This is a genomic window from Shinella sp., assembly GCF_049651085.1.
In the GTDB taxonomy this organism is placed as follows: Bacteria; Pseudomonadota; Alphaproteobacteria; order Rhizobiales; family Rhizobiaceae; genus Shinella.
Genome location: NZ_JBASBL010000016.1, coordinates 10627 through 37496, shown reverse-complemented (window position 1 = coordinate 37496; position 26870 = coordinate 10627). Strand labels below are relative to the sequence as shown.

Annotated in this window: 23 protein-coding genes and 1 riboswitch; of the genes, 14 read left to right on the top strand and 9 right to left on the bottom strand. The window is 64.3% G+C overall.

The features are described 5' to 3' along the window. Window positions 1-157 precede the first annotated feature (157 nt). From WA950_RS08965 to WA950_RS08935, 7 genes are all read left to right on the top strand, one after another. Window positions 158-1075, top strand: a complete 918-nt coding sequence (locus WA950_RS08965; protein ID WP_424551518.1) for a MurR/RpiR family transcriptional regulator — start codon at window positions 158-160, stop codon at window positions 1073-1075. A 60-nt stretch (window positions 1076-1135) separates the two neighbouring features. Next, complete coding sequence (locus WA950_RS08960; protein ID WP_424551363.1) at window positions 1136-2242, top strand: ABC transporter substrate-binding protein; 1107 nt, start codon at window positions 1136-1138, stop codon at window positions 2240-2242. A gap of 84 nt (window positions 2243-2326) precedes the next feature. Then, window positions 2327-3217: an ABC transporter permease gene (locus WA950_RS08955; RefSeq protein WP_424551362.1), complete on the top strand. Its 891-nt coding sequence runs from the start codon at window positions 2327-2329 to the stop codon at window positions 3215-3217. Continuing rightward, a complete protein-coding gene (locus WA950_RS08950) occupies window positions 3214-3996 on the top strand; it encodes an ABC transporter permease (protein ID WP_424551361.1) in 783 nt (260 codons plus the stop codon). Before WA950_RS08955 ends, WA950_RS08950 begins: the two co-directional genes overlap by 4 nt. Before the next feature lie 8 nt (window positions 3997-4004). After that, window positions 4005-5066 (top strand): ABC transporter ATP-binding protein, encoded by a 1062-nt coding sequence (locus WA950_RS08945; RefSeq protein WP_424551360.1) that lies wholly within the window; start codon window positions 4005-4007, stop codon window positions 5064-5066. 211 nt (window positions 5067-5277) lie between these two features. Continuing rightward, window positions 5278-5425, top strand: a riboswitch (FMN riboswitch). Window positions 5426-5518: 93 nt separating this feature from the next. Beyond that, window positions 5519-5995 carry a 6,7-dimethyl-8-ribityllumazine synthase gene (locus WA950_RS08940; protein ID WP_424551359.1) on the top strand — a complete coding sequence of 159 codons (477 nt, stop codon included), beginning with the start codon at window positions 5519-5521 and terminating at the stop codon, window positions 5993-5995. 221 nt (window positions 5996-6216) lie between these two features. Next, window positions 6217-7380: a polyamine ABC transporter substrate-binding protein gene (locus WA950_RS08935; RefSeq protein WP_424551358.1), complete on the top strand. Its 1164-nt coding sequence runs from the start codon at window positions 6217-6219 to the stop codon at window positions 7378-7380. A 42-nt stretch (window positions 7381-7422) separates the two neighbouring features. Here WA950_RS08935 and WA950_RS08930 read toward each other — a convergent pair whose 3' ends face one another. After that, complete coding sequence (locus tag WA950_RS08930; protein ID WP_424551357.1) at window positions 7423-8139, bottom strand: L,D-transpeptidase; 717 nt, start codon at window positions 8137-8139, stop codon at window positions 7423-7425. A gap of 163 nt (window positions 8140-8302) precedes the next feature. Here WA950_RS08930 and WA950_RS08925 point away from each other — a divergent pair, with 163 nt between their 5' ends. Then, window positions 8303-8902, top strand: coding sequence for a YdeI/OmpD-associated family protein (locus WA950_RS08925; protein ID WP_424551356.1), 600 nt, complete (start codon window positions 8303-8305; stop codon window positions 8900-8902). Between the two features lie 16 nt (window positions 8903-8918). Here WA950_RS08925 and WA950_RS08920 read toward each other — a convergent pair whose 3' ends face one another. The 7 genes from WA950_RS08920 to WA950_RS08890 form a co-directional block, all read right to left on the bottom strand. Then, window positions 8919-9944 carry a GH25 family lysozyme gene (locus WA950_RS08920; RefSeq protein WP_424551355.1) on the bottom strand — a complete coding sequence of 342 codons (1026 nt, stop codon included), beginning with the start codon at window positions 9942-9944 and terminating at the stop codon, window positions 8919-8921. A 138-nt stretch (window positions 9945-10082) separates the two neighbouring features. Beyond that, complete coding sequence (locus tag WA950_RS08915; protein WP_424551354.1) at window positions 10083-10655, bottom strand: hypothetical protein; 573 nt, start codon at window positions 10653-10655, stop codon at window positions 10083-10085. An 8-nt stretch (window positions 10656-10663) separates the two neighbouring features. Beyond that, entirely contained in the window at window positions 10664-12331 is a 1668-nt protein-coding gene (locus WA950_RS08910; RefSeq protein ID WP_424551353.1) for a urocanate hydratase, read from the bottom strand. A 39-nt stretch (window positions 12332-12370) separates the two neighbouring features. Further along, window positions 12371-13462 carry a DUF917 domain-containing protein gene (locus WA950_RS08905; protein WP_424551352.1) on the bottom strand — a complete coding sequence of 364 codons (1092 nt, stop codon included), beginning with the start codon at window positions 13460-13462 and terminating at the stop codon, window positions 12371-12373. Continuing rightward, a complete protein-coding gene (locus tag WA950_RS08900) occupies window positions 13462-14739 on the bottom strand; it encodes a Zn-dependent hydrolase (protein ID WP_424551351.1) in 1278 nt (425 codons plus the stop codon). The genes WA950_RS08905 and WA950_RS08900 overlap by 1 nt, the downstream gene beginning before the upstream one ends. Beyond that, window positions 14739-16118, bottom strand: a complete 1380-nt coding sequence (locus WA950_RS08895; RefSeq protein WP_424551350.1) for a dihydroorotase — start codon at window positions 16116-16118, stop codon at window positions 14739-14741. The genes WA950_RS08900 and WA950_RS08895 overlap by 1 nt, the downstream gene beginning before the upstream one ends. A gap of 13 nt (window positions 16119-16131) precedes the next feature. Then, on the bottom strand, window positions 16132-17670 hold the full coding sequence (locus WA950_RS08890) for an aromatic amino acid lyase (protein ID WP_424551349.1): 1539 nt from the start codon (window positions 17668-17670) through the stop codon (window positions 16132-16134). Between the two features lie 120 nt (window positions 17671-17790). Between WA950_RS08890 and WA950_RS08885 the strand changes: the two genes are divergently transcribed. Then, window positions 17791-18954 carry a LysR family transcriptional regulator gene (locus WA950_RS08885; protein ID WP_424551348.1) on the top strand — a complete coding sequence of 388 codons (1164 nt, stop codon included), beginning with the start codon at window positions 17791-17793 and terminating at the stop codon, window positions 18952-18954. On the opposite strand, the gene WA950_RS08880 is transcribed toward WA950_RS08885, so the two are convergent. Beyond that, window positions 18951-19925 carry a GlxA family transcriptional regulator gene (locus WA950_RS08880; RefSeq protein ID WP_424551517.1) on the bottom strand — a complete coding sequence of 325 codons (975 nt, stop codon included), beginning with the start codon at window positions 19923-19925 and terminating at the stop codon, window positions 18951-18953. The two genes, WA950_RS08885 and WA950_RS08880, sit on opposite strands and share 4 nt — an antisense overlap. Window positions 19926-20039: 114 nt before the next feature. On the opposite strand from WA950_RS08880, the gene WA950_RS08875 reads away from it, so the two are divergent. From WA950_RS08875 to WA950_RS08855, 5 genes are all read left to right on the top strand, one after another. Next, window positions 20040-20951: a 3-keto-5-aminohexanoate cleavage protein gene (locus WA950_RS08875; protein ID WP_424551347.1), complete on the top strand. Its 912-nt coding sequence runs from the start codon at window positions 20040-20042 to the stop codon at window positions 20949-20951. Then, window positions 20948-22441, top strand: a complete 1494-nt coding sequence (locus tag WA950_RS08870) for a carnitine 3-dehydrogenase (RefSeq protein ID WP_424551346.1) — start codon at window positions 20948-20950, stop codon at window positions 22439-22441. Before WA950_RS08875 ends, WA950_RS08870 begins: the two co-directional genes overlap by 4 nt. Window positions 22442-22619: 178 nt before the next feature. Continuing rightward, the gene (locus tag WA950_RS08865) at window positions 22620-23780 is read left to right on the top strand and encodes an acyl-CoA dehydrogenase family protein (protein ID WP_424551345.1); all 1161 of its coding nucleotides are present in this window, start codon (window positions 22620-22622) and stop codon (window positions 23778-23780) included. A gap of 7 nt (window positions 23781-23787) precedes the next feature. Continuing rightward, window positions 23788-25848 (top strand): acetate--CoA ligase family protein, encoded by a 2061-nt coding sequence (locus tag WA950_RS08860; protein WP_424551344.1) that lies wholly within the window; start codon window positions 23788-23790, stop codon window positions 25846-25848. Continuing rightward, window positions 25845-26627, top strand: coding sequence for a carnitinyl-CoA dehydratase (locus WA950_RS08855; RefSeq protein ID WP_424551343.1), 783 nt, complete (start codon window positions 25845-25847; stop codon window positions 26625-26627). The genes WA950_RS08860 and WA950_RS08855 overlap by 4 nt, the downstream gene beginning before the upstream one ends. Window positions 26628-26870: the final 243 nt, after the last annotated feature.

Genomic DNA, 26870 nt, shown 5'->3' with positions numbered 1-26870 from the left:
GAAGAGAATTCTTCACAGTTTCACTCCTGTCAATCAGGAATTGAAAAAATCTCTTCAAAAAAACATTTGACTCGGATTGTGACAGCGATGTTTAATTTTAGAAACTCCGGCGAAGAACGGAGCGCGGGGGAAAAATTTGACGCTCAACCAAACATCCATGACGGTGTCGGATGTGATCAGCGGCCACTTCGATGCGCTGACGCGTGCCGAACGGCAATTGGCCACATCGTTACTGGACAACTACCCCGTCTCCGGCCTCGGCAGCATCACGACGGTCGCTGAAAATGCCGGCGTGTCGACGCCGACCGTCGCCCGCATGGTGCAGAAGCTCGGGTTCCGGGGCTTTCCGGATTTTCAGGCCCGGCTTCACCATGAGCTGGAAGCGACGCTTTCAAGCCCGATCAGCAAGCACGACCGCTGGGCTGCGAATGCGCCGGGCGCGCACATCCTGAACCGCTTCGCCGACACGATCATGAACAACCTGCGCCAGACGCTGGCCCATGTGGAAACAGCCGAATTCGACAGCGCCAGCGCCCTTCTCGCCGACCGGCAGCGCAGCATCTACATCATCGGCGGGCGCATCACGAAGGCGCTTGCCGACTATCTTTTCACCCATCTTCAGGTCATTCGCCCCAACGTCACGCAGATCGCCTCCAATCCGAGTTCCTGGCCGCACTATGTGTTGAACATGAAGGCCGGCGACGTGCTCGTGATCTTCGACATCCGGCGCTACGAGCAGGAAATGGAAACGCTCGGTCGCGTGGCGCATGAGCGCGGCGTGAAGATCGTGCTCTTCACCGACCAATGGGCCTCGCCGGTGGCAAAGGTCGCGGCCAAGGTTTTCCGGGTCCAGATCGAGGCCCCTTCCGCCTGGGATTCCTCCGTCGTCACCCTGTTTATCGTCGAAGCCCTGATCGAAGCCGTCCAGAGTTCGGGCTGGGAAGAGACGAGCGGCCGCCTGAAAGCGCTGGAGGGCCTCTTCGAGGCTAGTCAGCTATTTCGCAAACCATCGGCCGGAAGCTCTGCGAAAGTCGTGGCAGGCACACGAAAAAACAGAAACAAAACTGTCACATAGGGTTCATGCACCACCAGTATCAGCTTCACCGAAGTTGACTGTCACACAAAGGAGAAAACCGTGATATCACATACGAAACGTCTGCTTTCGCTCTCCACCGCCCTGGTGGTTGCAACGACCTCCTTCGCCTTCGCCGAACCGAGCGCCGAGCTTATCGAAGCGGCGAAGAAGGAAGGCATGCTGACGACGGTCGCCCTGCCGCACGACTGGTGCGGCTACGGTGATGTCTTCGCCTCCTTCAAGGCGAAATATCCGGAAATCCAGATCAACGAACTGAACCCGGACGCCGGTTCTGCCGACGAAATCGAAGCCATCAAGGCCAACAAGGACAACAAGGGCCCGCAGTCGCCCGACGTGATCGACGTCGGCCTGTCCTTCGGCCCGTCCGCCAAGGCCGAAGGCCTGCTGCAGCCCTACAAGGTCTCCACCTGGGACGAAATTCCGGATACCATCAAGGATCCCGAAGGCTACTGGTACGGCGACTATTACGGCGTGATGTCCTTCATCGTGAACAAGGACATCGTGGCCAACTCGCCGAAGGACTGGGCCGATCTCCTGAAGCCTGAATATGCCGGCCAGGTCGCGCTTGCAGGCGACCCGCGCGCCTCCAACCAGGCCATCCTCGGCGTTCTCGCCGCTGGTCTTGCCAAGGATGCAAAGTCCGGCAAGGAAGCCGGCGAAGCAGGTCTTGCCTACTTCGCGGAGATGAACAAGGCCGGCAACTTCGTTCCGGTCATCGGCAAGTCCGGCACGCTGGCGCAGGGCTCCACCCCGATCGTCATCGCCTGGGACTACAACGCCCTCGGCTGGGCCAAGACCCTCAACGGCAACCCGCCGACCGAAGTCGTCGTCCCGGAGAAGGGCGTCCTTGCCGGCGTCTACGTTCAGGCAATCTCGGCCTACGCGCCGCACCCGAACGCCGCCAAGCTTTGGATGGAGCACCTCTATTCCGACGAAGGCCAGCTCGCGTGGCTGAAGGGTTATTGCCACCCGGCGCGCTTCAACGCCATGGTCAAGGCTGGCAAGGTTCCGCAGGACCTGCTCGACGCCCTGCCGCCGGCAGCATCCTATGAAAAGGCCTACTTCCCGACGCTCGAGGAAGTCGACGCCAACAATGCTGCCGTGACCAGCGCCTGGGACTCCGTCGTCGGCGCGAACGTACAATAAAGAACATCTTTCGTCGCTCCGGTTCTTCAGCCGGGGCGACGATTGCGTTATGCCAATAATGGCAACCCCTTCGAGGTTTACTTAATGTCATCAGACAGTTCAGCAGGCAGACAGCCGACGCGGGCGCCTTTCCGCCTCCCGCTGCACTGGCTCGGCGCGGTGCCGTTCGCAATCTTTGTCCTGCTGTTCCTCATCATGCCGACGATGCGCATCGTCATCGGCGCTTTCCAGACCCCGGACGGCGGCTTCACGCTCGACAATATCCGCGGGCTGTTCACCACCTCGATCATGTCGGCCTACTGGATCTCGATCAAGATCAGCATCGCCTCGGCCCTGCTCGGCTGCCTGATCGGCTTCTCGGTCGCCGCCGCCGTCGTGCTTGGCGGCCTGCCGAAGTGGCTTCGCGGTCCATTGCTGACCTTTTCCGGCGTCGCGTCCAACTTCGCCGGCGTGCCGCTTGCCTTCGCCTTTCTTGCCACCCTCGGCCCTGTCGGCCTGCTCACCGTCTTCCTGAAGACCCAGATCGGCATCGATCTGCGCGCGCTCGGCTTTAACATCCTGTCCTTCTGGGGCCTGACAGTCACCTACCTGTTCTTCCAGATCCCGCTCATGATCCTCATCATCACGCCCGCGCTCGACGGCCTGAAGCGCGAGTGGCGTGAGGCGGCCCAGATTCTCGGCGCGACGAACGCACAATACTGGCGCCTCGTCGCCTTCCCCATCCTGCTGCCGTCCTTCCTCGGCACGCTCGCCCTGCTTTTCGCCAATGCCTTCGGCGCCGTAGCAACAGCCATCGCGCTGACGGGCTCCTCGCTCTCCATCGTGCCGATCCTACTCTTCGCGCAAATCCGCGGCGACGTGCTGGGCAATCCCCATCTCGGCTATGCGCTCGCCTTTGGCATGATCGTCGTGACCGGCGTCGCCAACACGATCTACATCTGGCTTCGCGCCCGCAGCGAAAGGTGGCTGAAATGAAGAAGTTCTGGGCCTGGGGCGCCCTCATCTTCGGGCTGCTCTATTTCACCCTGCCGCTGCTCGGCATGACCAACTTCTCGCTGAAGATGCGGCGCGGCGTCTATTCGCTGGATGCCTATGCGGTGGTGCTCGGCGATCCGCGCTTCCAGGAGACATTTACCTATTCGGTGCTGATGGCGCTCGCGACGATCGCCTTCGGTGTGCTGCTCGTCGTGCCAACGGCCTATTGGGTGCGCCTGAAGCTGCCGCGCCTTCGTCCCTATGTCGAATTCGTGACGCTGCTGCCGCTGGTCATCCCGGCCATCGTCATCGTCTTCGGTTACATCAGGCTCTACAACACCTCCAGCTGGCTTCCGCTGACCGGCTCGATCACCGGCACGAACATCCTTCTGATGTTCGGCTACTCGATGCTGGCGCTGCCCTATATGTATCGCGCGGTCGATACGGGCCTGCGCGCGATCGATATCGCCACGCTGACCGAAGCCGCCCAGAGTCTCGGCGCCGGCTGGATGACGATCCTTGCACGCATCATCCTGCCCAACGTGCTGGTCGCGGTGCTGTCCGGCGCCTTCCTGACCTTTGCCATCGTCATCGGCGAGTTCACCATGGCAGCGCTTCTCAACCGTCCGGCCTTCGGTCCCTATATGCAGCTGCTCGGCGCCAATCGTGCCTATGAACCTGCTGCGCTCGCGGTGATGTCCTTCGCCCTGACCTGGGGTTGCCTTGGCCTGATCCAGCTTGTCTCCCGCTTCCAGAAGGGCGCGCAAAGCCCCACCTGAGGATTTTCATGAGCTTTCTGACACTCTCCAGCCTCCAGAAATCCTTCGGGCCCGTTCAGGTCGTCAAGGATTTCAACATGTCGATCGAGAAGGGCGAGTTCGTCTCCTTCCTCGGGCCTTCCGGCTGCGGCAAGACCACTGTCCTGCGCATGATCGCAGGCTTCGAGACGCCCTCGGGCGGCACGATCGCCATCGACGGCAAGAGCCAGCAAAATCTCCGCCCCAACCAGCGCAACATCGGCATGGTGTTCCAGGCATATGCGCTGTTCCCGAACATGAACGTCGCGGAAAACGTCGCTTTCGGCCTCAAGGTCGCCGGGCGGCCGAAGGCCGAGATCGACGCGCGCGTCAAGGAGATGCTCGGCCTCATCAAGCTCGACCACCTCGCCGACCGCTACCCCTACCAGATGTCCGGCGGCCAGCAGCAGCGCGTGGCGCTGGCCCGCGCGCTGGCGCCGAAACCGCAGGTTCTGCTGCTCGATGAGCCCCTCTCGGCCCTCGACGCCAAGATCCGCGTGTCGCTGCGCGAGGAAATCCGCATGATCCAGCAGCAGCTCGGCATTACCACGGTCTTTGTCACGCACGACCAGGAAGAGGCGCTGTCGATCTCCGACCGCATCGTCGTCATGAATGCCGGCAAAGCCGACCAGATCGGCGCGCCGGCCGAGATCTACAACCGCCCGGCCACCCGCTTCGTCGCGAATTTCGTCGGCACCCTCAACCTCATCGAGGCCAAGGTCGTCGATCCTTCCGCACGCAGCGTCCTGATCGGCGATCAGGCTGTCACGCTGCACGAATCGCTCGGCAATGCAAAGGCCGGCGACACGATCTCGCTGGCGCTGCGCCCGGAGGCAGGCTCCATCGCGCCCGATGCCAAGGGCGATACGGCGCTTTCCGGCGAGGTCACTTCGTCGAATTTCCTCGGCTCGGTCATCCGCACCCGCATGAAGGTCGGCGGCAGCATCATCTCGTTCGACATGTTCAACAACCCCGGCCTGGTGCCGCCGGTCGCCGGGGACACGGTCACCCTGCGGTTCACCGCCGGAGACCTGCTGGTCATCCACGACTAGAGCATTTCCAGCCGAAGCGGCATCGCTTCGGCGTCGGAAAATGCGGTAAAAACAAAGCCTGAAGCAATTGTAGCGGTCCGGTTTTCACTGGAATTGCTCCAGGCTGGCATATCATTCCAGACCTCGGGCAGGGTTTAAAAAAATCTGTCGTGAATCATGCGTTTTCCGTCGCCTGGGGATTTGATCTGGCAGCCGGGCGCGGTTAATCTCCCATTGTTCTCAGGGCGGGGTGAAACTCCCCACCGGCGGTATCCGGAGCAATCCGGGAGCCCGCGAGCGCCCTCCGGTCAATGGAGGGGTCAGCAGATCCGGTGCGATGCCGGAGCCGACGGTCATAGTCCGGATGGAAGAGAGCAAGCAGGAGGCACCGGCCGCAGGGCTGGTTTCAGCTTTCTTGCGTGTTCGCCCAAGGGACCCGTTGCAAAATGGCTCAACCCTTGAAAGGCCTAGACATGAATGTGAATGCCACCCCCTCCGCCCGCATCGCCGTTATCCGTGCCCGCTGGCACGCCGGCATCGTCGATCAGGCGGTCGATTCCTTTATCGCCGAATGGAAGGCGCTTGGCGGCCGCGTCGAGGATGTCGATGTGATCGACGTTCCCGGCGCCCTCGAAATCCCGCTGCATGCCCAGCTGCTTGCCAGGACCGGCGGCTATTCCGCCATCCTCGGCGTCGCTCTCGTCGTTGACGGCGGCATCTACCGCCACGATTTCGTCGCAGGCTCGGTGGTCGACGCCATCGTGCGCGTCGGGCTCGACACCAATGTGCCGGTGCTCTCGGCCGTGCTGACGCCGCACCATTTCCAGGAATCGGAAGCCCATATCGCCTTCTTCCGCGACCACTTCGTCATCAAGGGCAAGGAAGCGGCCAACGCCGCCCGCCAGATCATCGACGCCCGCGCGCAGGTAGCCCTCGCGACGGTTGCTTGAATCTGCGTCTCAAGGACCGGAATCGATCCACGAAGACCACGCGACAAGAACTTGAAAAGATTGAGGGAGCCCGGCAGCGATGCCGGGCTTTCGCGTTGCGCCCATCAGAAAAAGACCTCGCCGGACCGATTACGCGGGTCGTAACAAGCTTCGATCCCGGTACAGCACTTATCCTTCACGCCCGAGGGGAAACAGCCTCACAACAATAGGGGAACAGCGTGATGTCGAAATGGTTCAGGGAGAATGCCTCGATCAGCGCCAGCGATCTGACGGAGGAGTTCATGCGGCTCAGGCGCGGCTCGGTCACGCGTCGCCACTTCCTCGGCGTCACCGGCCTCGGCGCCGCCGCAGCCTTGATGGCCCGCCAGCCCGGCCTGTTCCCCTCCGAGGCCCATGCGCAGGAGGACCTCGGCTCGGTGATGGTCCTCGCCACCTGGCCGAACTACCATGACCCCTCGACTTTCGAGGCCTTCACCGCCGCGACCGGCGTTGCCGTGGAAGTGCATGTCTTCGGCTCGAACGAGGAAATACTGGCCAGGCTGCAGGCCGGCGACGCAGGCTGGGACCTCTTCGTGCCCACCAACCACACGATCTCCACCTATGCCGACCTCGGCCTGATCGATCCGCTCGACCTTGCCAGGTTGCCGAACTACGATCCGAAGACCCAGAACGCCCGCTTCACCAACGAGGGCACGGTCGACGGCAAGATCTATGCGCTGCCGAAGAATTGGGGTGCGACCGGCATCGCCTTCAATTCCGACAGGATAAAATCGCCTGTAACCAGCTGGAAGGCGTTCTTCGAGATCGCGATGACCGAGGCGGACGGCCGCGCCATGGTGCATGACTACCAGCTCACCACCATCGGCAGCGCCCTCGTCTCGCTCGGCCACTCGTTCAATTCCATCAAGCCCGGCGAACTTGCCGAAGCAGAGGAGCTGCTGCTCAGGGTCAAGCCGCACCTCTACGCCATCAACAGCGACTACCAGCCCGCCATGCGCGCCAGCAACGCCTGGATGACCATGTGCTGGACGGGAGACGGCGCGCAGCTCAACCGCGACATCCCGGAAATCCAGTTCGCTCTGGGCACGGATGGCGGCGAGATATGGTCGGATTTCTTCGGCATACCGAAGAGCGCCGGCAACAAGCCGGCCGCCTATGCATTGCTCAACTTCCTGATGGACCCGCAGAACGCGGCAAAGGAGCATATCGCCAACAGCACGCCGACGACCGACAGCCGCGTCATGTCGCTGCTGCCGGCCGAGATCACCGGCGACAAGATCGTCTATCCCGACGAGGCCGCCCTGATGCCACTCGAATTCGGCGCCGCCGTTACGCTGACCGATCCGGCCCGCGCCGAGCTGATGGCGCGGTTCAAATCCGCTTGAAAGCGCCGCCTCCGCGCCGCTCTACGATCGTCCGTGGATTGCCTATACGGATCCCATCGCACCCTGATACACGACGATGCGGGCGTGGTAGGGCACGCGCTTGTAGAGATCGAGTACATCCTGGTTGAGGAGGCGCACGCAGCCCGACGAGGTCGCCTTGCCGATAGACTTCCAGTCCGGCGAGCCGTGCAGGCGGTAGAGCGTGTCCTTGCCGTTCTGGAAAATGTAGAGCGCCCGCGCGCCGAGCGGGTTCTTGATGCCCGGCTCCATGCCGCCGTTCTCGACGGAATATTTGGCAAGACCCGGATTGCGCGCGATCATATCCGCCGGAACCTTCCAGCGCGGCCATGGCTGGCGCCAGTGGATGATGCCCTCGCCTTCCCAGGCAAAACCTTCGCGGCCGATGCCGACGCCATAGCGCATTGCCGTGCCGCCGGGTTCCACCACATAGAGGAAGCGGCCGGGCGTATCGACGACAACCGTGCCCGGCGCCTCGCCGGTCGGATCCTTCACGCGCTGGCGAAAATACTTCGGATCGATTTCCTTATAGGGAATGGCCGGAATGAGATGACCGCCATCCTCGAGGGCCGCATAGCGTGTCGCCAGTTCATCGTCCGCTGCCGGCACGATCGGATAACTGACCTTCTGGGGCACCGGTGCATTCTTGACCGGAGCATCCTTGGTCGTCGCGCAACCCGCGAGCGTCGTGGCGGCGCCCAGGATGAAGGCTCTGCGCGACAATGTGCACACCGTAGGCATTCTCGATACATACTCCATAGGAAAGACGATTGAAGCCGATGGCTAGCCAGAGCGGTAGCGGGCTGGCAAGAAGAAGAAGCATCACATTCTCGGCATTGGCCGCTCGTTCTTTCCGACCGATGCAAAGCAGTCACGTCCGGCCCGATATCGAGAGAAGAACGCGATGGCGCCTGTGGAAATCAACCCTGACCATGTCCGCGAATTTGAAGATCCCGAAAGCTTCTACCGCTGGCTGGGCGAAAACCACGCCGCCGCGCCGGAGGTCTGGATCAAGGTTCACAAACGCGCTTCTGGCCTCAAATCCATCACCCCGGAAGAGGCGATCGAGGTGGTGCTCTGCTGGGGCTGGATCGACGGCATCCGCAAGGGGCTGGACGAAAGAAGCTTTTTCCAGCGCTACAGCCCGCGCGGCAGGAAGAGCGTGTGGAGCAAGAAGAATGTGGAGACGGTCGGCCGGCTGGTCGAAGGCGGCCGGATGACGGAGCACGGCCTGAAACAGGTTGAGGCCGCCAAGGCGGACGGCCGCTGGGAAAAGGCCTATGGCAGCGGCAGGGATCTGCCAATCCCGCCTGACCTTCAGCTCGCCATCGATGCCGATCCGATTGCAAAGGACATGCTCGGCAAGCTGACGGAACAGAACCGCTTCGCGCTGGCCTTCCGTATGCACAACCTCAAGACAGAGGCTGCCCGCACGCGCAAGATCGAAGCGTTCGTGGAGATGCTGAAGCGCGGCGAGACGATCTATCCGCAGAAGCGGAAATAGACCGTCATCGGCGCATTCAGGACTGGCCGTTCAGCCAGTTGTTCCAGTCGTTTACGCTGCCGGAGAAGACATTGAGATCGATCTTGCCGGAAACGCCGTGCGAGAGGCCCGAGCCGGAATACTGCCAGAACAGCCAGCGGCGGTTCGGATAGCGCTTGGACGGGTGCGCCGCGACCGAGCGCAGCCAGAACGGATGGTTCTTGAGTTCGCCCGAAAGGTTGTCCTCATAGAAGTCCGGCGCCGTGTAGATGATCGGCCGCTTGCCGTAGTGGCGTTCCAGCATATCGGAGAAGACCTGGATCTTCTCGACATACTGCGCGCGCGTCAGCCGCTTCTTACAGGCGGACTCGCCGTTATATTCGGCATCGATCACCGGCGGCAGCGCATCGGGATCCTTCGGAACGTTGCGGATGAACCATTCGGCCTGCGAGCTTGCGACCCGGCACCAGTAGAAGAAGTGGTAGGCGCCCCGCCGGATGCCCGCTTTCTTGGCCCGGCGCCAGTTCTTCTGGAACATGGGATCGAGGTGATCGCCGCCGTCGGTCGCCTTGATGAAGGCGAAGTTGGCGCCCTGCGTGCGCAGCTTCACCCAGTCGATATCGCCCTGCCAGCGCGAGACGTCGACGCCGTGAACCTGGTAGTGCTTCGGTGCGCGCTTGCCGAAATTGATGGGATGGGCATCACGAAACTGCTGGCTGTAGACGCGCGAACCCTTGCGCGAGCGCCCTTGCGTGGGGGTCTCGACCGCCGTCGCGGAATCAACCGGGCGTTCGGAGGGAACTGCCGCCTGCTTGGTCACCGTTTCGAAAATGTGGGTTTCCGGTACCGGCCCGGCCCAGGCGAGCATTTCGCGCGCGCCCTCGGCCTTCACCTGGCTTTCGCCGACAGCCACTTCCGGCACGGGTCCGCTCGCCTTGGAGACGGAACTTGTCGTCTCCCGCGATGGCTTGATCGCAAGGACGGTTTCCGGGCTCGAGCCCGATGCGCAACCCGCAAGGGAAGCACAACCGAGGAGGACCGCTGTAAGGACCGAAAGACGCATAGGCACTCGCACGCAAAACAAACCGAAGCCCCGCCCTTTCGACACATGGACGGAATTACTAACGGAAGATTACCGCGAAATGTTAAATGCAACGTTTACAGCCAACCGTGACATTTCAGGCACTTAGGCTCAGCGACCTCATGTTTCTTGACGATTGCCATTAAGGAACGCCCGCCCGCGCGGCGAAAGCCGGTAGCCGATGGCAAGGCTTTCCGTCAGCCCCAGATCCTTGAGCTCCCTGATCTTTCGCTTGAGCGCCAGCTTCTCCACGCCGAGCCGTTCCGCCATCTCGGCGGCGGTGTGCCCATCCCTTTCGGCGATCAGGGAAAGAACGGCGCCGGTCCAGGGCTTCGCACGGTCAAGCCGTGCAAGCTGCCCTTCGAGTGCAGCGATTTCCGCCGCATCGAGCGTATCGTTTTCGCGCAGTTCTTCCCGCGGGTCCTCGCCCGCGACATGAAAGGCGATGCGGTACAGTACACCCTCCGGCCGAAGGTCGCGCACCAGCGCGGTGCGGGAGGCATAGCCGGCCGCGCGGATGTCCGTTTCGCAAACGGCTTCAAGCGCGAGCGTCTCGACGCTGTCGATGGCTAGAATGCCCACGGCGGTCCGCAAGGTGCCGCCGGCCCGAACGGTCGGCCTGGTCCACCGCCGAAAAGCGACCGTCACCGCGCCGCTCGCAATCCCTTCCAGCACTTTCGCCTTGAACAGCATTCCGCCTCTCAGGAACTGCCGATTTTCACGTATCCGATGCCCTTCTTCTCGATCTCGTCGAATGACTCGTCATAGCCCGCATCCGCATAGCGGATGACGCCGAGCGAGGTATCGTTCGTCAGGGCATGTTCCAGTCGCTCCGCAGCCTCCGGGGTGCCATCGGCGACCAGCGTCACACCGCAGCTCGTCATGTAGCCGGCGTAACCGCCGCCGCCGGAATGGATGACCACGAGATCAGCCATGGACGAAGAGAGCAGCATGGCATCGAGCAGCGGCCAGTCGGCAATGGCGTCCGAGCCGTCCTTCATGCGTTCCGTCATGATGTTCGGATGCGCCATGGCGCCGGCATCGAGATGGTCACGCGAAAAGGCGATCGGGGCCTTAAGCTCGCCCGCCGCGACCAGCCGGTTGACCGCCAGCGCCAGCGCCGTGCGCTCGCCATGGCCGAGCCAGGCGATGCGCGCCGGCAGGCCTTCAAACGGCACGTTCTCGCGGGCAAGCCGGATCCAGTTGGTGACGATGCTGTTGTCCGGGAACATCTCCAGCACGAGATCGTCGATGCGGGCAATGTCGCTTTCCTCGCCGGACAGCGCCATCCAGCGGAACGGCCCGATGGCGCGCGCGAAGAGCGGCCGCAGATAGGCTTCGGTGAAGATCGGGATGTCGAAGGCATTTTCCACGCCCCCTTCCCGCGCCTGCGTGCGGATGAGGTTGCCATTGTCGAAGACCTCCGAGCCCTGCTTCTGGAATTCCAGCATGGCGGAGACATGTTCGACGATGGACGCACGGCTTGCCGCCATCAACTGCCCCTGCCCGTCGTCGCGCAGGCCCTTCACCTGATCGAGGCTCATGCCCTTCGGCACATAGCCATAGACGAGGTCATGCGCCGAGGTCTGGTCGGTGACGATATCCGGCACGATGCCGCGCCGGGCGATTTCCGGATAGATTTCCGCCGCATTGCCGACGAGACCGATGGATGTCGCGCGCTTGTCCTTCACCGCTTCGGCGATCATCGCGAGCGCCGTATCGAGATCGGGCGCCACATGCTCCAGATAGCCGACCGCGTTGCGGGCGGCCGCGCGCGCCGGATCGATATCGACGCAGAGGATCGCCGCACCCGCCATGCGGCCGGCAAGCGGCTGCGCGCCGCCCATGCCGCCAAGGCCGGCGGTCAGGATGAAACGGCCGGCAAGGCTGCCGCCGAACCGCTTTTCCGCAATCCGCATGAAGATTTCATAGGTGCCCTGGATGACGCCCTGGCTGCCGATATATTGCCATGCGCCGGCCGTGAGCCCGCCCCAGCAGATCAGCCCCTTGCGCTGAAGCTCGTAGAAGACCTCCGCCTTCGCCCATTGCCCGACGATATTGCAGTTCGCCATGATGACGAGCGGGGCCTTCGCGTGGGTCTTGAGCAGGCCGACCGGCTTGCCGGACTGAATGACCAGCGTCTGGTCCTCGTCCATCTCCGTCAGCGCCCTGACGATGGCCTTGTGCGCCGCCCAGTTGCGCGCCGCCTTGCCGAGCGCGGCATAGACGATGAGGTTGTCCGGGTCCTCGCCGACGGACAACACGTTTTCCAGAAGGCGCAGCAGCGCCTCCTGCCGCCATCCCTTGGCGCGCAGCACGTCACCGCCGGGAATAGGGTAGTTCGGATGGCGCGGGTTCGGTTTGGGCATCGTGGTCTCCTCAGCGTTCACGGGGAGGCTTCCCCCCTCTCACTCACCAAGCGCATACCGCGCCAACTCGATCCCCATCGCTTTCTCGACCGACGGATAGACGGTCGGGTCGAGGACACTGGAGGCGAGCGGGATGATGGTCTTGGGCACATGCAGCACGAAGATCTTCATGCCGACCTCAAGCTGGCCGACGCTCAAGGCCTCGCCATCGGCCGAAAGCGTGGTGATGACATCCGGGAAGGTGGCGAGGCGCGTGCCGCCTGCCGATTCCACCGCCATATATTCGTTCATGATATGCAGCACCGTGGCGCTGTCACCCTTGCCAAGGGTCACCGTGCCGATGTCGAAGGCTTCCTTGGTATAGACCACCGACTTGTCGGTGATCGTGCCTTCGGAAAGAATCGCGCCGCCCGTCGTCTTGGCGATGGCGTCGATGATCGCCGAACCGCCCCTGCCTTCCGCCGCAATGATCGCCTCGCCGAGCTTCAGCGCCAGCGAGATGCCGCCCAGCGCGGCATTCCTGCGGACATAGGAAGCCCGCAGCGGATTGCGGCAGGAGGCGATGAAGCCGCCGGACATGTCGGAAGCCGTGCGCAGGATCGGCGAGACCTTTGCCGTCGCGCCACGCACGACAAGCTCGATATAGCGGTTCTCGTCACGATTGCCGCCGACCGCCGTCTGGATCATCTGCTCGGGGGAACCGGCCATGCCGATCGAGCCCATGTCGCCGGTCGGATGCGCGCGCATGTCGCCGACCGCATCCAGCACCTTGGTGCCGAGGATGGCGGAGGGCAGCCAGCCGTTCAGCGTCGAGGACTTGCCGTTCTGGCCGACCATCAGCGCTGCGACCTTCTCGCCGAGCGCCTCCTGCAACAACTCGACCGCCTTCACATAATCGACGCCGCGCATTTCCCACGGCGTGGTCGAGGCCGGAGCGCCGATCGCCGCCGCCGTCGCCACCCAGTCGTCGTCGGAAAGCTCATCGATGGATACCAGCTCCGGCTTGCCGATCGAGACTGCCGCAAGCCCGAGCATGCGCCCATGATCGGCCCAGCCGCCGCCGCCAGCCGCATAGACCGAGCCGCCCTTGACCGCCGCCTCGACGTCTTTTTCCTTTAAAATCCGGCCCATTAGACGTCCTCCTGAATCATTTTATGAAGTTTTTCATCCAGTTGAATCACTGCATGAAGAAGCACCGCCGCGCCAAGCGCGATATCATCCGTCGCGGCAAATTCTTCCGGCGCATGGCTGCGTCCGCCAAGGCAGGGTACGAAGATCATCGCCGCCCGCGTCACCTTCGCCATGAAGGCCGTGTCATGCCCGGCACCGGATGCCATGCGGCGATAACTGGCGCCCGCCGCCTCGCAGGCCGCATCCAGCACATCGAGCACGAGCGGATCGCCCGGTGTCGGCATGTTGTCGGAGATGCGGCGCGGCGCGGCGATGACTGTCCCCGTCTCGCGTGCGATCTGCTCGGCCAGCCGGTCCACCGACGCGGCGAAAAGGTCCATCGCCATGCGATCCTCCGCCCGCGCATCGATCAGAAGACGAGCCCGGGAGGGCACGACATTGGCGGCATTCGGCTCGATGGAGAATTCACCGACCGTCGCCGTGAAATGAGAAGGTCCCTCGCAAAGCGATTTCGCCAGCGCCTCGATGCCCGTTACCAGCCGTGCGGCGGCGGCGAGCGCATCGGCCCGGTTGCCCATCGGCGTCGTCCCCGCATGGTCCGCCCGGCCTTCAACGACGATCTCGATCCGCGTGATGCCGGCAATAGCCGTCACGACGCCGATATCGCGCCTTTCCGTCTCAAGCACCGGTCCCTGCTCGATATGCAGCTCGAGGAAGGCCGCAATATCCCTGCGCGCCTCGGCAGCAATGCGCGCGGGTTCGCCGCCTGCGTCGAGAATGCCCTGTTCCAGCGTCAGCTCGCCGCTTTGCCGCGACAGCCACTCCTGCGGCAACACGCCGGCCATGCCGCGGCTGCCGATGCAGGAAACACCGAAGATCGAGACTTCCTCGGCGAGGAAATCGACGACCTCCAGATCATGGTCGAGTTCGATGCCCTGATCGGCAAGCGCGCGGGCCACTTCCAGCGCCACCGCCACACCGGCAATGCCATCATATCGCCCGCCATCCGGCACCGTGTCCGAATGCGAGCCGAGCATGATCGTCCCGAGGCCGGGCTTCCTGCCCGGCCGCCGGGCGACGAGATTGCCGGCCGCATCGATGCGCGTTTCGAGCCCGGCGGCCTTGAACTTGCCTGCAAGAAACGCCCGCCCCGCGGGGAAAAGAGCGGTAAAGGCGCGCCGGGTATAGGGACGGCCCGGCTCGGTGAGCGCGGCAAGGCCGTCGATCACATCCGCGATGCGGGCGGGATCGACCGGCAGGTTGGTCGGGCGGGCCATCACCGTGCCCCGGAGGAGAGGAGCGTCGGCAGCGGGCGCACGAAGGCGCCAAGGCCCGGCTCGGCAAGCACGGCCTTGCCGTCGAAGGCAAGCCTGCCACGCAGATACGTGGCCGAAACGCGCCACGGCAGGCGAATGCCGTGATAGGGCGACCAGCCGACGACGTTGTTGCCGCTCGCTGCCGCGTCATAGGTATAGGGCTCGGGCGTCAGCACGGTAATGTCGGCATCCTTGCCCGCCTCCAGCGCGCCCTTCACGTGATCGAGCCGGAAGTGCCGGGCGGGGTTCAGCGTCATCAGCTCGGCCGCTCGCGTGAGCGGAATGCCGCGCTCCAATGCGCCCTTGACGAAGAGCGGCACCATGACCTCAAGCCCCGGCACGCCGGAGGCATTGGCCAGCATGTCCGGGTTGGTCTTGCGGTCCTCAGACCAGCTGACATGGTCGGTGGAAACCAGCGTGACATTGCCGGCAGCGACATGGCGCCAGAGCTTTTCCACCTCGGCGCGCAGGCGGATCGGCGGGTTGATCTTCGCCTTGCCGCCGAGCCGGGCGACATCGTTCTCCTCGTCGAGCGTCAGGTAGTGAATGCAGCACTCGATGGTCGCGCGGTGACCTTGCGCCCGGTAGGCGGCGGCGATCTCGTAGCCTCGACCGAGCGAGCAATGCACCACATGCGCCGGGCAACCCGTCTCGGCACCGGTCTCGTAGATCTGATTGGAGGCGAGCAGTTCGGTCAGCGGCGGACGCGACAGGCCATGGGCGCGATAGTCGGTGATGCCGGCGGCCTGCACCCTGGCAATCGCCGCGCGCACCGCCTCGTCGTCCTCGTTGTGCACGCCGGCCGTCAGGCCCGTCGGGGCGATGGCGCGAAAACAATCCTCCAGCAGCGCTGCGGGAATGCGCGGAAAGCGCTTGGGATCCGTGCCGAAGGTGGAGAACTTGAAGGCCGCAACGCCCGCCTCGACCATTTCGGCAATGCGGGCCGGCCCCTCTTCCGGATCGACCGTCCCATAGAGCGCGAAATCGACGCGCGCCTGCGCCGATGCATGTTCCACCTTGCGCTTCACCGCCTCGGCCGAGCACACGAGATTGCCCTCGTCATAGGGCATGTCGACGATGGTCGTGACACCGCCGGCCGCCGCCGAGCGTGTCGACCAGATGAAGTCTTCCTGGTTCTTCTGCGACAGCGAATGGACCTGCGCATCGATGGCGCCGGGCAGGATCAGCGCGCCGGAAAGGTCGTGCTGTTCCTTCGCGGCGGGCATTGCGCCCTGCCCGACATGCACCACCTTGCCGTCCCGCACCGCGACATGGCCACCTTCAACGATGCGGTCCGCGAGAACCACGGTGCCTTTCAGAACGAGATCGAAATCGGCCATTCCCGTGTCTCCGTCAGGATTTGAGGGCAAAGAAAGTGTCGAAATCCGCCATCGGTGCGGCCTCGACGAAAGCGGCGAGCGCCTCGGGGCTTGCAAGGTCGCAGTCGAGCGCCTCGATCTCGGCGGAAAGCGGCCGGTCCTTGCGGTAGAAGGGGCTGATCGCGCGCGTGCGCTGGTAGGAGAGCGCGACGACACCCGCGACATTGTCGCCGGTCAGGTCGATCGCCTGCGCAGAAAGCATGGCTTCGAGCGCAGCAAGCTGGCGCAGGTCCCGCACCTGGCTTTCCATGCGCTCGACGATCAGCGGCAGGAAGGTCGCCTCTTCCTCAAGTCCGCCAGCGACCACGATCGACTGCGCCGAGATCGGCACGGCAAGCGACTGGATGCGCATGTAGAGTTCGACGGCGAGCTTCAGCAGCGGGCCGAAGCCGGTCGCCGCCTCGCCGGGCGCGACGAGATTGACCGGCAGGTTGCGGCGCACGCCGTTGGCAAGCAGCACGCAGCGGTTCAGCACGTTGCGGGCAAGATGGGCAAAACCGGTCTGCGCCGCCTCGACATAGAGCGTGGTCGACAGCGGCAGCGAGCCGCCGGAGGCCATGACATGGCCGTCCATCACGACCGGATTGTCATCCGACTGCGCCGTCGCCTCTACGATGCGCTCGGCCGCGTTCATCAGCGTATCGAGGCAGGCGCCGAAGACCTGTGCCGTCATGCGAAGGCTGAGCGGATCGTGGATCGCCGAGGGCTTGGGCCAGTTGCCGGCGGCGGCCTGCGCCTCGAACCAGGTGCCGGCCAGCGCCTCGCCATGGGCCGAAAGCCGCGCCGCCACGCGCCACGGATCGGCCGAGGCGCCGAGCGCCAGAGAGGAGAGAACGCCGGTCACCATGAGATTGCGGATCGCTTTCGCCGCCTCGCGCACCACATTGGCGGCGGCGGCATGCGAGATGGCGTTGACGCTGAGGGCCGCCAGCGCGTCGCGTGGCTGCATGCGGTAGGGTGTCAGGCCCGCGCGCTTCAGCGCTTCCGTCGCCGGCAGGCGCTCGCCGCCATACCAGGCCTCGCCCTCGCCGGTCATCACCGCTGCGATCTGCCCCATCAGGCCGATATCGGCGCAGCCCATCGATCCGTGGCGGCGCACGACCGGCACGACATCCTTTTCGAGCAGCGCGAGGAAGGCATCGATCAGCTCCGGGCTGCACCCCGAATAGCCGCCGAGCGCCGTGTTGACGCGGATGCCGATCGCCTTGCGCACGATCGACAGGGGGAACGGCTCGCCGGTGCCGAAATGGTGCGCCTTGACGAGATTGCTGTTGAATTCCAGCAGGTCGTCCGCCGTCCAGAGCTTGTCCTTCATCGAACCGACGCCGGTATTGGCGCCATAGATCGGCAGGCCGGCGGCAAGGCGCTCGGTGATGACACGGCGCGCCGCATCGACACGTTCCATGCCGATCTCGCAGGCAACGATACGCCGCGTTCTCGCGCCGATGGCCTCCAGGGTCGCGAAGTCGAGCGGCTGACCGGTCAGATAGATCGTATCGGCGGAAGCGAGCATTTTTGAAAACCTGTTTCTTCGAAGATGGATGTTATGCGGATCGCCGGCCAAACAGATATCCCAAAATCCGTACAGCCCATGCTATGATCCGAACAAATAAGAAAAGCGAAGGACCGGCCTGTGGATCTATCCACACTTTGCCTTGTGCACAGCATTCTCGAAGAACGCGGCATCCGCAGGGCAGCCGTCGCTGCCGGCCGTCCCGCTTCCAGCGCAAGCGCCGCGCTTCGTCGTGTCGAGGCCGTGCTGTCCGTGCCGCTGGTACGCCGCGACGGACAGGCGCTCGTGCCGACGCTCGACGCCGAAGCCCGCCTGCCGCGCTTTGCCGAGATCGCCCGCGCCGCCGCCGCACTTGCCGCCCTCGGCGATGGTTCGGGGGCGCCGCCCGCCATATCGCTCGCCGCCCTCACCCGTTTCGTCGCGGCGGCCAGAGCCGGCAGCATCAACGCCGCAGCCAAAACCCTCGGCCTCGGCCAGCCGCAGTTTACGCGCCAGCTGAGCCAGCTGGAAAAAGCGGTCGGCTGCAAGCTGCTCGACCGTTCGCCGGCCGGCATAAGCTGCACGCCGGCGGGACTGGAGGCGCTGGCGCTGGCCGAACGCATCGGCGCGGCGTGGGACGCGCTTTCCGCGGCCTCCGCCGAGCGGTTCCGCCGCAGCGCCGCCACCTGGCGGCTCGGCACCGTCATTCCATTCGGACATGAAAGCGAGATCGCGGCCATGCTCGCCCGCCTCGTGGTGAGGTGGCGCGCCGCGCGGCCCCGCCAGCCGCTCTTCCTGTCGTCCACAACGGCGGACGAACTCGTCGCCGGGCTCAAGAACCGCCGCTTCGACCTGATCCTGCTCGACACGGACCGCTTTCCCGCCGAATTCGAGGGGAGCCTGATCAGCCGCGCGCAACTCGCCCTCGCCGGCCCGCGCATGCTCGACGAAGCAGAAAAGCAGGATTTGCCCGCCCTGCTGCGCCGCTATCCCATCGCCGTGCCGAGCCCGCGCAGCGGACTGCGCCAGATGACCGACCGTTTTCTGGAGGCGACACTCTCGCCTGCCGAGCGGGCGCGGCTGACGCTGGTCGAGGTCGATTCGATCCCGGTCATCATCAACCTCGTGCTGGACCACGGCCACCTGTCCGTCCTGCCGGAGCATTCCGTCGCCAATATCAGCCTGCCTCCCACCCTGCTGCCGCTCGATCCTGCCTACCAGCAATCGCTCAGCCTCGTCTGGCCGCGCGACGCCCTGTCGCGGCAGGCGGGCGAAACGATGATGGCGCTTCTCGCAGAGCCCTAACCCTTCGCGCCGGTCCGCAACCGCCGGCGGGTCTCGCTCGGGCTTTCGTGATAGTGCGCGCGATAGCTTCGCGAAAAGGCGGAAGACGAATTGAAGCCGGTGAGCGCCGCGATGTCCGCGAATTCGGCCCTGGTCTCGATCACCTTGCGGCGCGCGGCATTGAGGCGGAGCGCCAGATAGTGCTGGTGGGGCGCAACGCCCATCGATTCCTGGAAGAGGTCCTGCAGGTGCCGCGCGCTGACCCCGACGCGCCTGGCCAGCCGCGCCAGCGCCAGCGGCGCATCCACCGTCTCCTCCATCAGCCGCACGGCCTGGCTGACGCGCTGGTCGGCAACGCGCATGTTGCCGAGCGCCGGCACCTGCAACAGCCCGCCGGTGCGCTCGTGCTCGTAGATGAAGAGCCGCGAGACCTCGAGCGCCAGCGAATATCCCTGCCGGCGGCGGATGATCTCCAGCATCAGGTCGAGCGTCGGCAGCGAGCCGCCGGTGGTGATGCGCTTGCCGTCGATGACGTAGCGCTCGCGCATCACGTCGATCTGCGGATAGGCGGAAGCGAATTCCTCCATATCCTCCCAGTGGACCGTCACCGTATGGCCGTCGAGCAGGCTCGCCTGCGCCAGAAGCCAGCTGCCCGATTCGATGCCCGCCATCATCGTGCGGTGGCGTGCGGTCTGCGAAAGCTGCCGCCGCAGCAGCGGCGTCGCACTCATCTGCCATTGATAGGAGGAGAGCACGAAGAGCGGGGACGTCTCCTTCTCCGGCTGGAACAGGCCATCGACCGGCACGGGAATGCGGCTGCGCGTCTCGACCGGCTGGCCGTCCGGCGAGAAGATCCGCCACCGGTAGAGGTCATGGCCGGAGATGCGATTGGCCGCGCGCAACGGTTCGATGACCGAAGCGACGAGGATGAGGTTGGTCTCGGGCAGCACGAGAATGTCGATGTCGAGCGTGTCTTGCGAAGGATCGAGCATGGCGCGATCCTGCTTTTTCATCTCCGTAATTGTCAAGACTGGATCCGAAAAATGAAAGCATCGCGGCGTCTCTTGGCTCGTAATGGGCCCAACGAGAATACCGGGAGAACGACAATGCCCTTAGCCATGAACCGTGACGTCTTCATCACCTGCGCCGTTACCGGCTCCGGCGACACCGCCGGGAAATCCCCCCATGTGCCGCGCTCGCCCAAACAGATCGCCGAATCGGCGATCGAGGCCGCCAGGGCTGGCGCCGCTATCGTGCATTGCCACGTCCGCGACCCGGAAACCGGCGCGCCGAGCCGCCGCAACGACCTCTACCGCGAGGCGACCGAGCGCATCCGCGACGCGGAAGTCGACGTCGTGCTGAACCTCACCGCCGGCATGGGCGGCGACATGATCTTCGGCAACACCGAACAGCCGCTGCCCCTGAACCCCGTCGGCACCGACATGGCGGGTGCCACCGAGCGCGTGTCCCACGTCGCCGAATGCCTGCCGGAAATCTGCACGCTCGACTGCGGCACGATGAATTTCTCGCTCGGCGACTACGTGATGACCAACACGCCGTCGATGCTGCGCGCCATGGCCAAGATGATGACGGACCTCGGCGTGCGCCCCGAGATCGAAGCCTTCGACACCGGCCACCTCTGGTTCGCCAAGCAGCTCGTCGAGGAAGGCCTCATCGAGGATCCGGTTCTCATCCAGCTCTGCATGGGCATTCCGTGGGGCGCGCCCGACGACCTCAACACCTATATGGCGATGGTCAACAACGTGCCGGCCTCGTGGACCTTCTCGGCCTTCTCCATCGGCCGCAACGCCATGGCCTATCCGGCAGCCGCCGTGCTTGCTGGCGGCAATGTCCGCGTCGGCCTCGAAGACAACCTTTATGTCGGCAAGGGTCAGCTCGCGACCAATGCGCAGCTCGTCGACAAGGCCGTGAACATTATCGAAAGCATGGGCGCGCGGGTCATCGGCCCGGCCGAAGTGCGCGAGAAGCTGAAACTCCAGAAGCGGGCACCGAAATGAGCCAGATCAACAAGGCAGCCTGCGTCGGCGGCGGTGTCATCGGCGGCGCGTGGATCGCCCGCTTCGCGCTTGCCGGCATCGACGTCAAGGTCTTCGATCCCCATCCCGAAGCCGAGCGCATCATCGGCGAAGTGATGGCCAATGCAGAGCGCGCCTACGGCATGCTCACCATGGCGCCGCTGCCGCCGAAGGGAAAAGTCACCTTCTGCAAGAGCCTGGAAGAAGCCGTGCAAGATGCTGACTGGATTCAGGAAAGCGTGCCCGAGCGGCTGGAGCTGAAGCGCGGTGTCCTCACCCAGATCGACGCGGCGGCCAGGCCCGATGCGCTGATCGGCTCTTCCACTTCCGGCCTGATGCCGACCGATCTTCAGCGCGACATGAAGCACCCCGAACGCCTGTTCGTGGCGCATCCCTACAACCCCGTCTACCTCCTGCCGCTCGCCGAACTCGTCGGCGGCCAGAAGACCACGCGCGCCGTGCTGGAAGACGCCAAGGCCAAGCTTGCCCCCATCGGCATGAAGGGCGTGATCATCAACAAGGAGATCGAGGCCTTCGTCGGCGACCGCCTGCTCGAAGCCGTCTGGCGCGAGGGTCTCTGGCTCATCAAGGACGACATCTGCGATACCGAAACGCTCGACGACGTGATCCGCTATTCGTTCGGCATGCGCTGGGCGCAGATGGGCATGTTCGAGACCTACCGCATCGCCGGCGGCGAAGCCGGCATGCGCCACTTCCTCGCCCAGTTCGGCCCCTGCCTTTCCTGGCCGTGGACGAAGCTCACCGACGTCGTCGATCTCAACGACGAGCTGGTGGAAAAGATCGCGAACCAGTCGGACGCGCAGTCCGGCGCCCGCGGCATCCGCGAGCTGGAGCGGATCCGCGACCAGAACCTCGTCGGCATCATGCATGCGCTGAAGGCCGGCGACGACGGCCGCGGCTGGGGTTCGGGCAAGCTGCTCGCCGAGTTCGAGGAACATCTCTGGGCCAAGGCCGGCAAGGCGAAGGTCGAGGTTTCCACGGACGAGCCGCTGCGCCTCGTCGACACCAAGGTCAATGCCGCCTGGGTCGACTATAACGGCCACATGACCGAGCACCGCTATCTCCAGCTTTTCGGCGATACGTCCGATGCGCTGCTGCGGCTGATCGGCGTCGACTTCGCCTATGTCGAGGCCGGCCACAGCTACTATACGGTGGAAACCCACATCCGCCATCTCGGCGAGGCCAAGCTCGGGCAAGCGCTCTACACGACATTGCAGATCCTCGCCTCGGACAGCAAGCGACTGCACTACTTTAGCCGCATCCATGATGCGGCAACCGGCGACGTCATCGCGACGGCGGAACAGATGGCGCTCCATGTCGACAGCAAGGCCGGCAAGAGCGTTTCCGCTCCTGCCGAGGTGCTGGCGAAGATCGCGCCGATCGCCGAAGCGCACGCCAGGCTGCCGGCGCCGGAGGGCGCGGGCCGCAGCGTCGGCCAGAGGCACAAGTAAAGGCGAGAGCCTCCAGTTCCCGCCGCCCTGCCGGGCATCTCCCCACAAGAAGGGAGATCGGCAACGGGAAAGCGGTGCCGCAATCAACCTCCCCCTCACGGGGGAGATGCCCGACAGGGCAAAGGGGGGTTGCCGCAACACGCACCTCCCGTAGAAGACATACCGGGAGGAATTTTCAATGAACTTCGCATTGACCGGCGAACAGCAGATGATCGTGGATACGGTCCGCTCCTTCGTCGAAACCGAAATCTATCCGCACGAAAACGAGGTCGAGCGCACCGGCGTCGTGCCGCCGGAACTCGGGCAGGAAATTGCACGCAAGTGCAAGGAAATCGGCTTCTTCGGCTGCAACATGCCGGAAGCGGTCGGCGGCGCGGGCCTCGACCACACGTCCTTCACGCTTGTCGAGCGCGAGCTTGGCCGCGGTTCGATGGCGCTGACCGTCTTCTTCGGCCGCCCCTCGGGCATCCTGATGGCCTGCAACGACGAGCAGCGCGAGCGCTATCTGCTGCCGGCCGTCAGTGGCGAGAAATTCGATGCGCTCGCCATGACCGAGCCGGACGCCGGTTCGGACGTGCGCGGCATGAAGTGCTTCGCACGGCAGGACGGCGGCGACTGGATCGTCAACGGCACCAAGCATTTCATCAGCCATGCCAACATCGCCGATTTCGTCATCGTCTTCATCGCAACCGGCGAGGAAGACACGCCGCGCGGCAAGAAGAAGCTCATCACCTGCTTCCTCGTCGACCGCGGCACGCCGGGCTTCGAGATCCGCGACGGCTACAATTCGGTCTCGCATCGCGGCTACCAGAACTGCATCCTGTCCTTCGACGATTGCCGCCTGTCCTCGGCCCAGATCCTCGGCGAAGTGCACAAGGGGTTCGACATCGCCAATGACTGGCTCTATGCGACGCGCCTCACGGTCGCGGCCACCTCCGTCGGCCGCGCGCGCCGCGCCTTCGACTATGCCCTCTCCTATGCCGCCGAGCGCAAGCAGTTCGGCAAGCCGATCGGCGCGAACCAGGGTGTTTCCTTCAAGCTCGCCGACATGATCACCGAGATCGACGCCGCCGACCTCCTGACGCTCAGCGCCGCCTGGCGTCTCGACCAGGGCCTGCCGTCGAACCGCGAGATCGCCTCGGCCAAGGTCTACGCCACCGAAATGCTCGCCCGCGTCACCGACGAGGCGATCCAGATCTATGGCGGCATGGGCCTGATGGACGACCTGCCGCTCGCCCGCTTCTGGCGCGATGCCCGCGTCGAGCGCATCTGGGACGGCACGTCGGAAATCCAGCGGCACATCATCAGCCGCGATCTGCTCCGGCCACTGGGAGCGTGATCGCGACATGATACGCTCTCTCGACCGTCTGATCCGGCCCAAATCCATCGCCGTCTTCGGCGGAAAGGAGGCGCGACGGGTCATCTTCCAATGCGACAAGATGGGCTTTTCCGGTGAAATCTGGCCGGTGCATCCGCGCGAAACGGAAATTCTCGGGCGCAAATGCTACCGCTCCGTCGCCGATCTGCCCGGCGCGCCGGACGCCTCCTTCGTCGGCGTCAACCGCGAGCTGACCATCGGCATCATCCGCGACCTCGCCGCCCGTGGCGCGGGCGGCGCGGTGTGCTACGCCTCCGGCTTCCGCGAGGCCGTCAGCGAACTGGCCGATGGCGACGACCTGCAGAAGGCGCTGGTGGAGGCCGCAGGCGACATGCCTGTCCTCGGCCCGAACTGCTACGGCTTCATCAACATGCTGGATGGCGCGCTGCTCTGGCCAGACCAGCACGGCATGCTGCGCGTCGACAAGGGCGTTGCCGTCCTCACGCAGTCCTCCAACATCGCCTGCAACATTTCCATGCAGCAGCGCGGCCTGCCGCTCGCCTATATCCTGACGGCCGGCAACCAGGCGCAGACCGGCCTTGCCGATCTCGCCTGCGCCGTGCTGGAAGACCCCCGCGTCACCGCCGTCGGCCTGCATATCGAGGGTTTCGACAGCCTCGCTTCCCTCGAACGCCTCGCGCTGCGCGCGCGGGAGCTGAAAAAGCCCGTCGTCACGCTGAAGGTCGGAAAATCCGAACAGGCGCAGCTGGCCACCGTCTCGCACACGGCATCCCTTGCCGGCAACGATGCGGTCTCCTCCGCCCTGCTCTCCCGCCTCGGAATCGGCCGCGTCGAGACGCTGCCGGAGCTGCTTGAAACCCTGAAACTGCTGCATGTGGCAGGCCCCCTGCCGAACCGCGACATCTCGTCGATGAGCTGCTCGGGCGGCGAGGCCTCGCTCATGGCCGATGCCGGCGTGAAGCGGAAGGTCAACTACCGCGCGCTGAAGGAAGAGCAGCGCCAGCCTCTGCGCGAAACGCTCGGCCAGATGGTGACGATTTCCAACCCGCTCGACTACCACACCTTCGTCTGGGGCAATCGCGAGAAGCAGACAGAGGCCTTCACGACGATGATGAAGGGCGGCTATGCCCTGAACCTCGTGGTGCTCGATTTCCCGCGCCTCGACCGCTGTGACGCCGCCGACTGGATCACCACCTGCCATGCCGTCATCGATGCCTCAAAGGCAACCGGCGAAAATGCCGGCATCGTCGCCAGCATGGGCGAAAACATGCCCGAGGAGACAGCCGAAATGCTGGTGAAGAACGGCGTCGTGCCGTTCTACGGCATCGAGGAGGCGCTGGCCGCCGCCGAGATCGCCGCCGGCATCGGCGAGATCTGGGTACGGCCCCTTCCCGAACCGCTGCTGAAAACCACGCAAGGCGAAGGCGAAGCCGTCACGCTCACCGAGCACGAGGCCAAGCAGGCGCTTGCCGCCCATGGCCTGCCGGTGCCCCCGGGAATGACCGCCGACACCGCCGAAGCCGCAGCCGATGCCGCAGAGATGCTCGGTTTCCCGGTCGTGCTGAAGGGCCTTGGCGTTGCGCACAAGACCGAGGCCGGCGCCGTGAAGCTCAACCTTGCGAACCGCCAGGCGGTGCGCGATGCGGCAAGCGCCATGGCCGGCGTCGCATCCGGCTTCCTCGTGGAAAGGATGGTGGGCAAACCCGTCGCCGAACTCATCGTCGGCGCGCTGCGCGACCCGGTCGCAGGACCCGTCCTGACCATCGGCGCAGGCGGCATTCTTGTTGAATTGCTGGAAGATTCGGCGATCCTGACGCTTCCGGTCAATGAAAGGACGATCCGCGACGCGATCTCGGGTCTGAAAGTCGCAAAGCTGCTCGACGGCTATCGCGGCGGTCCGAAGGGAGATATCGACGCTCTGGTCGCCGCCGTCGCATCAGCAGCATCCTATGTCGTTTCAAACGCTTCAATAATCGAAGAACTGGACGTTAATCCCATAATGGTGCTGCCAGCTGGCGACGGTGTCGTCGCAGCCGACGCACTGATCCGTCTGAGGGAGAACCCATGACCGGACCGATCCTGCAACGCCGCGAAGGTGGCATTCTGGAAGTGACGATCGATCGCCCCAAGGCGAACGCCATCGATCTCGTGACCAGTCGCATCATGGGCGAGATCTTCGCCGATTTCCGCGACGACGACACATTGCGCGTCGCCATCATCACCGGCGCGGGAGAAAAATTCTTCTGTCCGGGATGGGACCTGAAGGCGGCGGCGGCGGGCGACGCGGTCGACGGCGACTACGGTGTCGGCGGCTTCGGCGGCATGCAGGAACTGCGAGACCTCAACAAGCCGATCATCGCGGCGATCAACGGCATCTGCTGCGGCGGCGGCCTCGAAATCGCCCTTTCCACAGATTTGATCCTCGCCGCCGAGCACGCCACCTTCGCGCTGCCGGAAATCCGCTCCGGCACGGTGGCGGACGCCGCCTCGATCAAGTTGCCGAAGCGCATTCCCTACCACATCGCGATGGACATGCTGCTCACCGGCCGCTGGCTCGATGTGCAGGAGGCGCATCGCTGGGGCTTCGTCAACGAGATCCTGCCTGCCGACAAGCTGCTCGAGCGCGCCTGGGAGCTGGCGCGCCTGCTCGAAAGCGGCCCGCCGCTCGTCTATGCGGCGATCAAGGAAGTGGTGCGCGCCGCCGAAGGCGAGGCGTTCCAGACGACCATGAACAAGATCACCCGCCGGCAGTTCCGGACGGTCGACATTCTCTATTCCAGCGAGGATCAACTCGAGGGCGCCCGCGCCTTCGCGGAGAAACGCGATCCCGTCTGGAAGGGACAATGAAAGAACTCGCCCCTGCATCGGGCGAGCAAAGCAGTCTTCTACAAGTATGACTTGCGGAAGGAATACATATTTTAAGTATTACACGCAGCTAATGCGTGATTGACTCATGCATAACAGGCCGCGTTGCGGTGAAAAAGGGAGGCATTCGGGAGACGGAAATGCGCTGCTGCCGACACAAAAGCCGGTTGCAAGCTTGCCTTAATGGCCAAAAACAGAAATTCTGCCAATCATAACGACAATTGC

Bases quoted from the DNA above. Each gene is read 5' to 3' on its own strand.
- WA950_RS08965 (WP_424551518.1), top strand. From the start codon at position 158: ATGACGGTGTCGGATGTGATCAGCGGCCACTTCGATGCGCTGACGCGT.
- WA950_RS08955 (WP_424551362.1), top strand. From the start codon at position 2,327: ATGTCATCAGACAGTTCAGCAGGCAGACAGCCGACGCGGGCGCCTTTC.
- WA950_RS08950 (WP_424551361.1), top strand. From the start codon at position 3,214: ATGAAGAAGTTCTGGGCCTGGGGCGCCCTCATCTTCGGGCTGCTCTAT.
- WA950_RS08945 (WP_424551360.1), top strand. From the start codon at position 4,005: ATGAGCTTTCTGACACTCTCCAGCCTCCAGAAATCCTTCGGGCCCGTT.
- WA950_RS08940 (WP_424551359.1), top strand. From the start codon at position 5,519: ATGAATGTGAATGCCACCCCCTCCGCCCGCATCGCCGTTATCCGTGCC.
- WA950_RS08935 (WP_424551358.1), top strand. From the start codon at position 6,217: ATGTCGAAATGGTTCAGGGAGAATGCCTCGATCAGCGCCAGCGATCTG.
- WA950_RS08930 (WP_424551357.1), bottom strand. From the start codon at position 8,139: ATGCCTACGGTGTGCACATTGTCGCGCAGAGCCTTCATCCTGGGCGCC.
- WA950_RS08925 (WP_424551356.1), top strand. From the start codon at position 8,303: ATGGCGCCTGTGGAAATCAACCCTGACCATGTCCGCGAATTTGAAGAT.
- WA950_RS08920 (WP_424551355.1), bottom strand. From the start codon at position 9,944: ATGCGTCTTTCGGTCCTTACAGCGGTCCTCCTCGGTTGTGCTTCCCTT.
- WA950_RS08915 (WP_424551354.1), bottom strand. From the start codon at position 10,655: ATGCTGTTCAAGGCGAAAGTGCTGGAAGGGATTGCGAGCGGCGCGGTG.
- WA950_RS08910 (WP_424551353.1), bottom strand. From the start codon at position 12,331: ATGCCCAAACCGAACCCGCGCCATCCGAACTACCCTATTCCCGGCGGT.
- WA950_RS08905 (WP_424551352.1), bottom strand. From the start codon at position 13,462: ATGGGCCGGATTTTAAAGGAAAAAGACGTCGAGGCGGCGGTCAAGGGC.
- WA950_RS08900 (WP_424551351.1), bottom strand. From the start codon at position 14,739: ATGGCCCGCCCGACCAACCTGCCGGTCGATCCCGCCCGCATCGCGGAT.
- WA950_RS08895 (WP_424551350.1), bottom strand. From the start codon at position 16,118: ATGGCCGATTTCGATCTCGTTCTGAAAGGCACCGTGGTTCTCGCGGAC.
- WA950_RS08890 (WP_424551349.1), bottom strand. From the start codon at position 17,670: ATGCTCGCTTCCGCCGATACGATCTATCTGACCGGTCAGCCGCTCGAC.
- WA950_RS08880 (WP_424551517.1), bottom strand. From the start codon at position 19,925: ATGCTCGATCCTTCGCAAGACACGCTCGACATCGACATTCTCGTGCTG.
- WA950_RS08875 (WP_424551347.1), top strand. From the start codon at position 20,040: ATGCCCTTAGCCATGAACCGTGACGTCTTCATCACCTGCGCCGTTACC.
- WA950_RS08870 (WP_424551346.1), top strand. From the start codon at position 20,948: ATGAGCCAGATCAACAAGGCAGCCTGCGTCGGCGGCGGTGTCATCGGC.
- WA950_RS08865 (WP_424551345.1), top strand. From the start codon at position 22,620: ATGAACTTCGCATTGACCGGCGAACAGCAGATGATCGTGGATACGGTC.
- WA950_RS08860 (WP_424551344.1), top strand. From the start codon at position 23,788: ATGATACGCTCTCTCGACCGTCTGATCCGGCCCAAATCCATCGCCGTC.
- WA950_RS08855 (WP_424551343.1), top strand. From the start codon at position 25,845: ATGACCGGACCGATCCTGCAACGCCGCGAAGGTGGCATTCTGGAAGTG.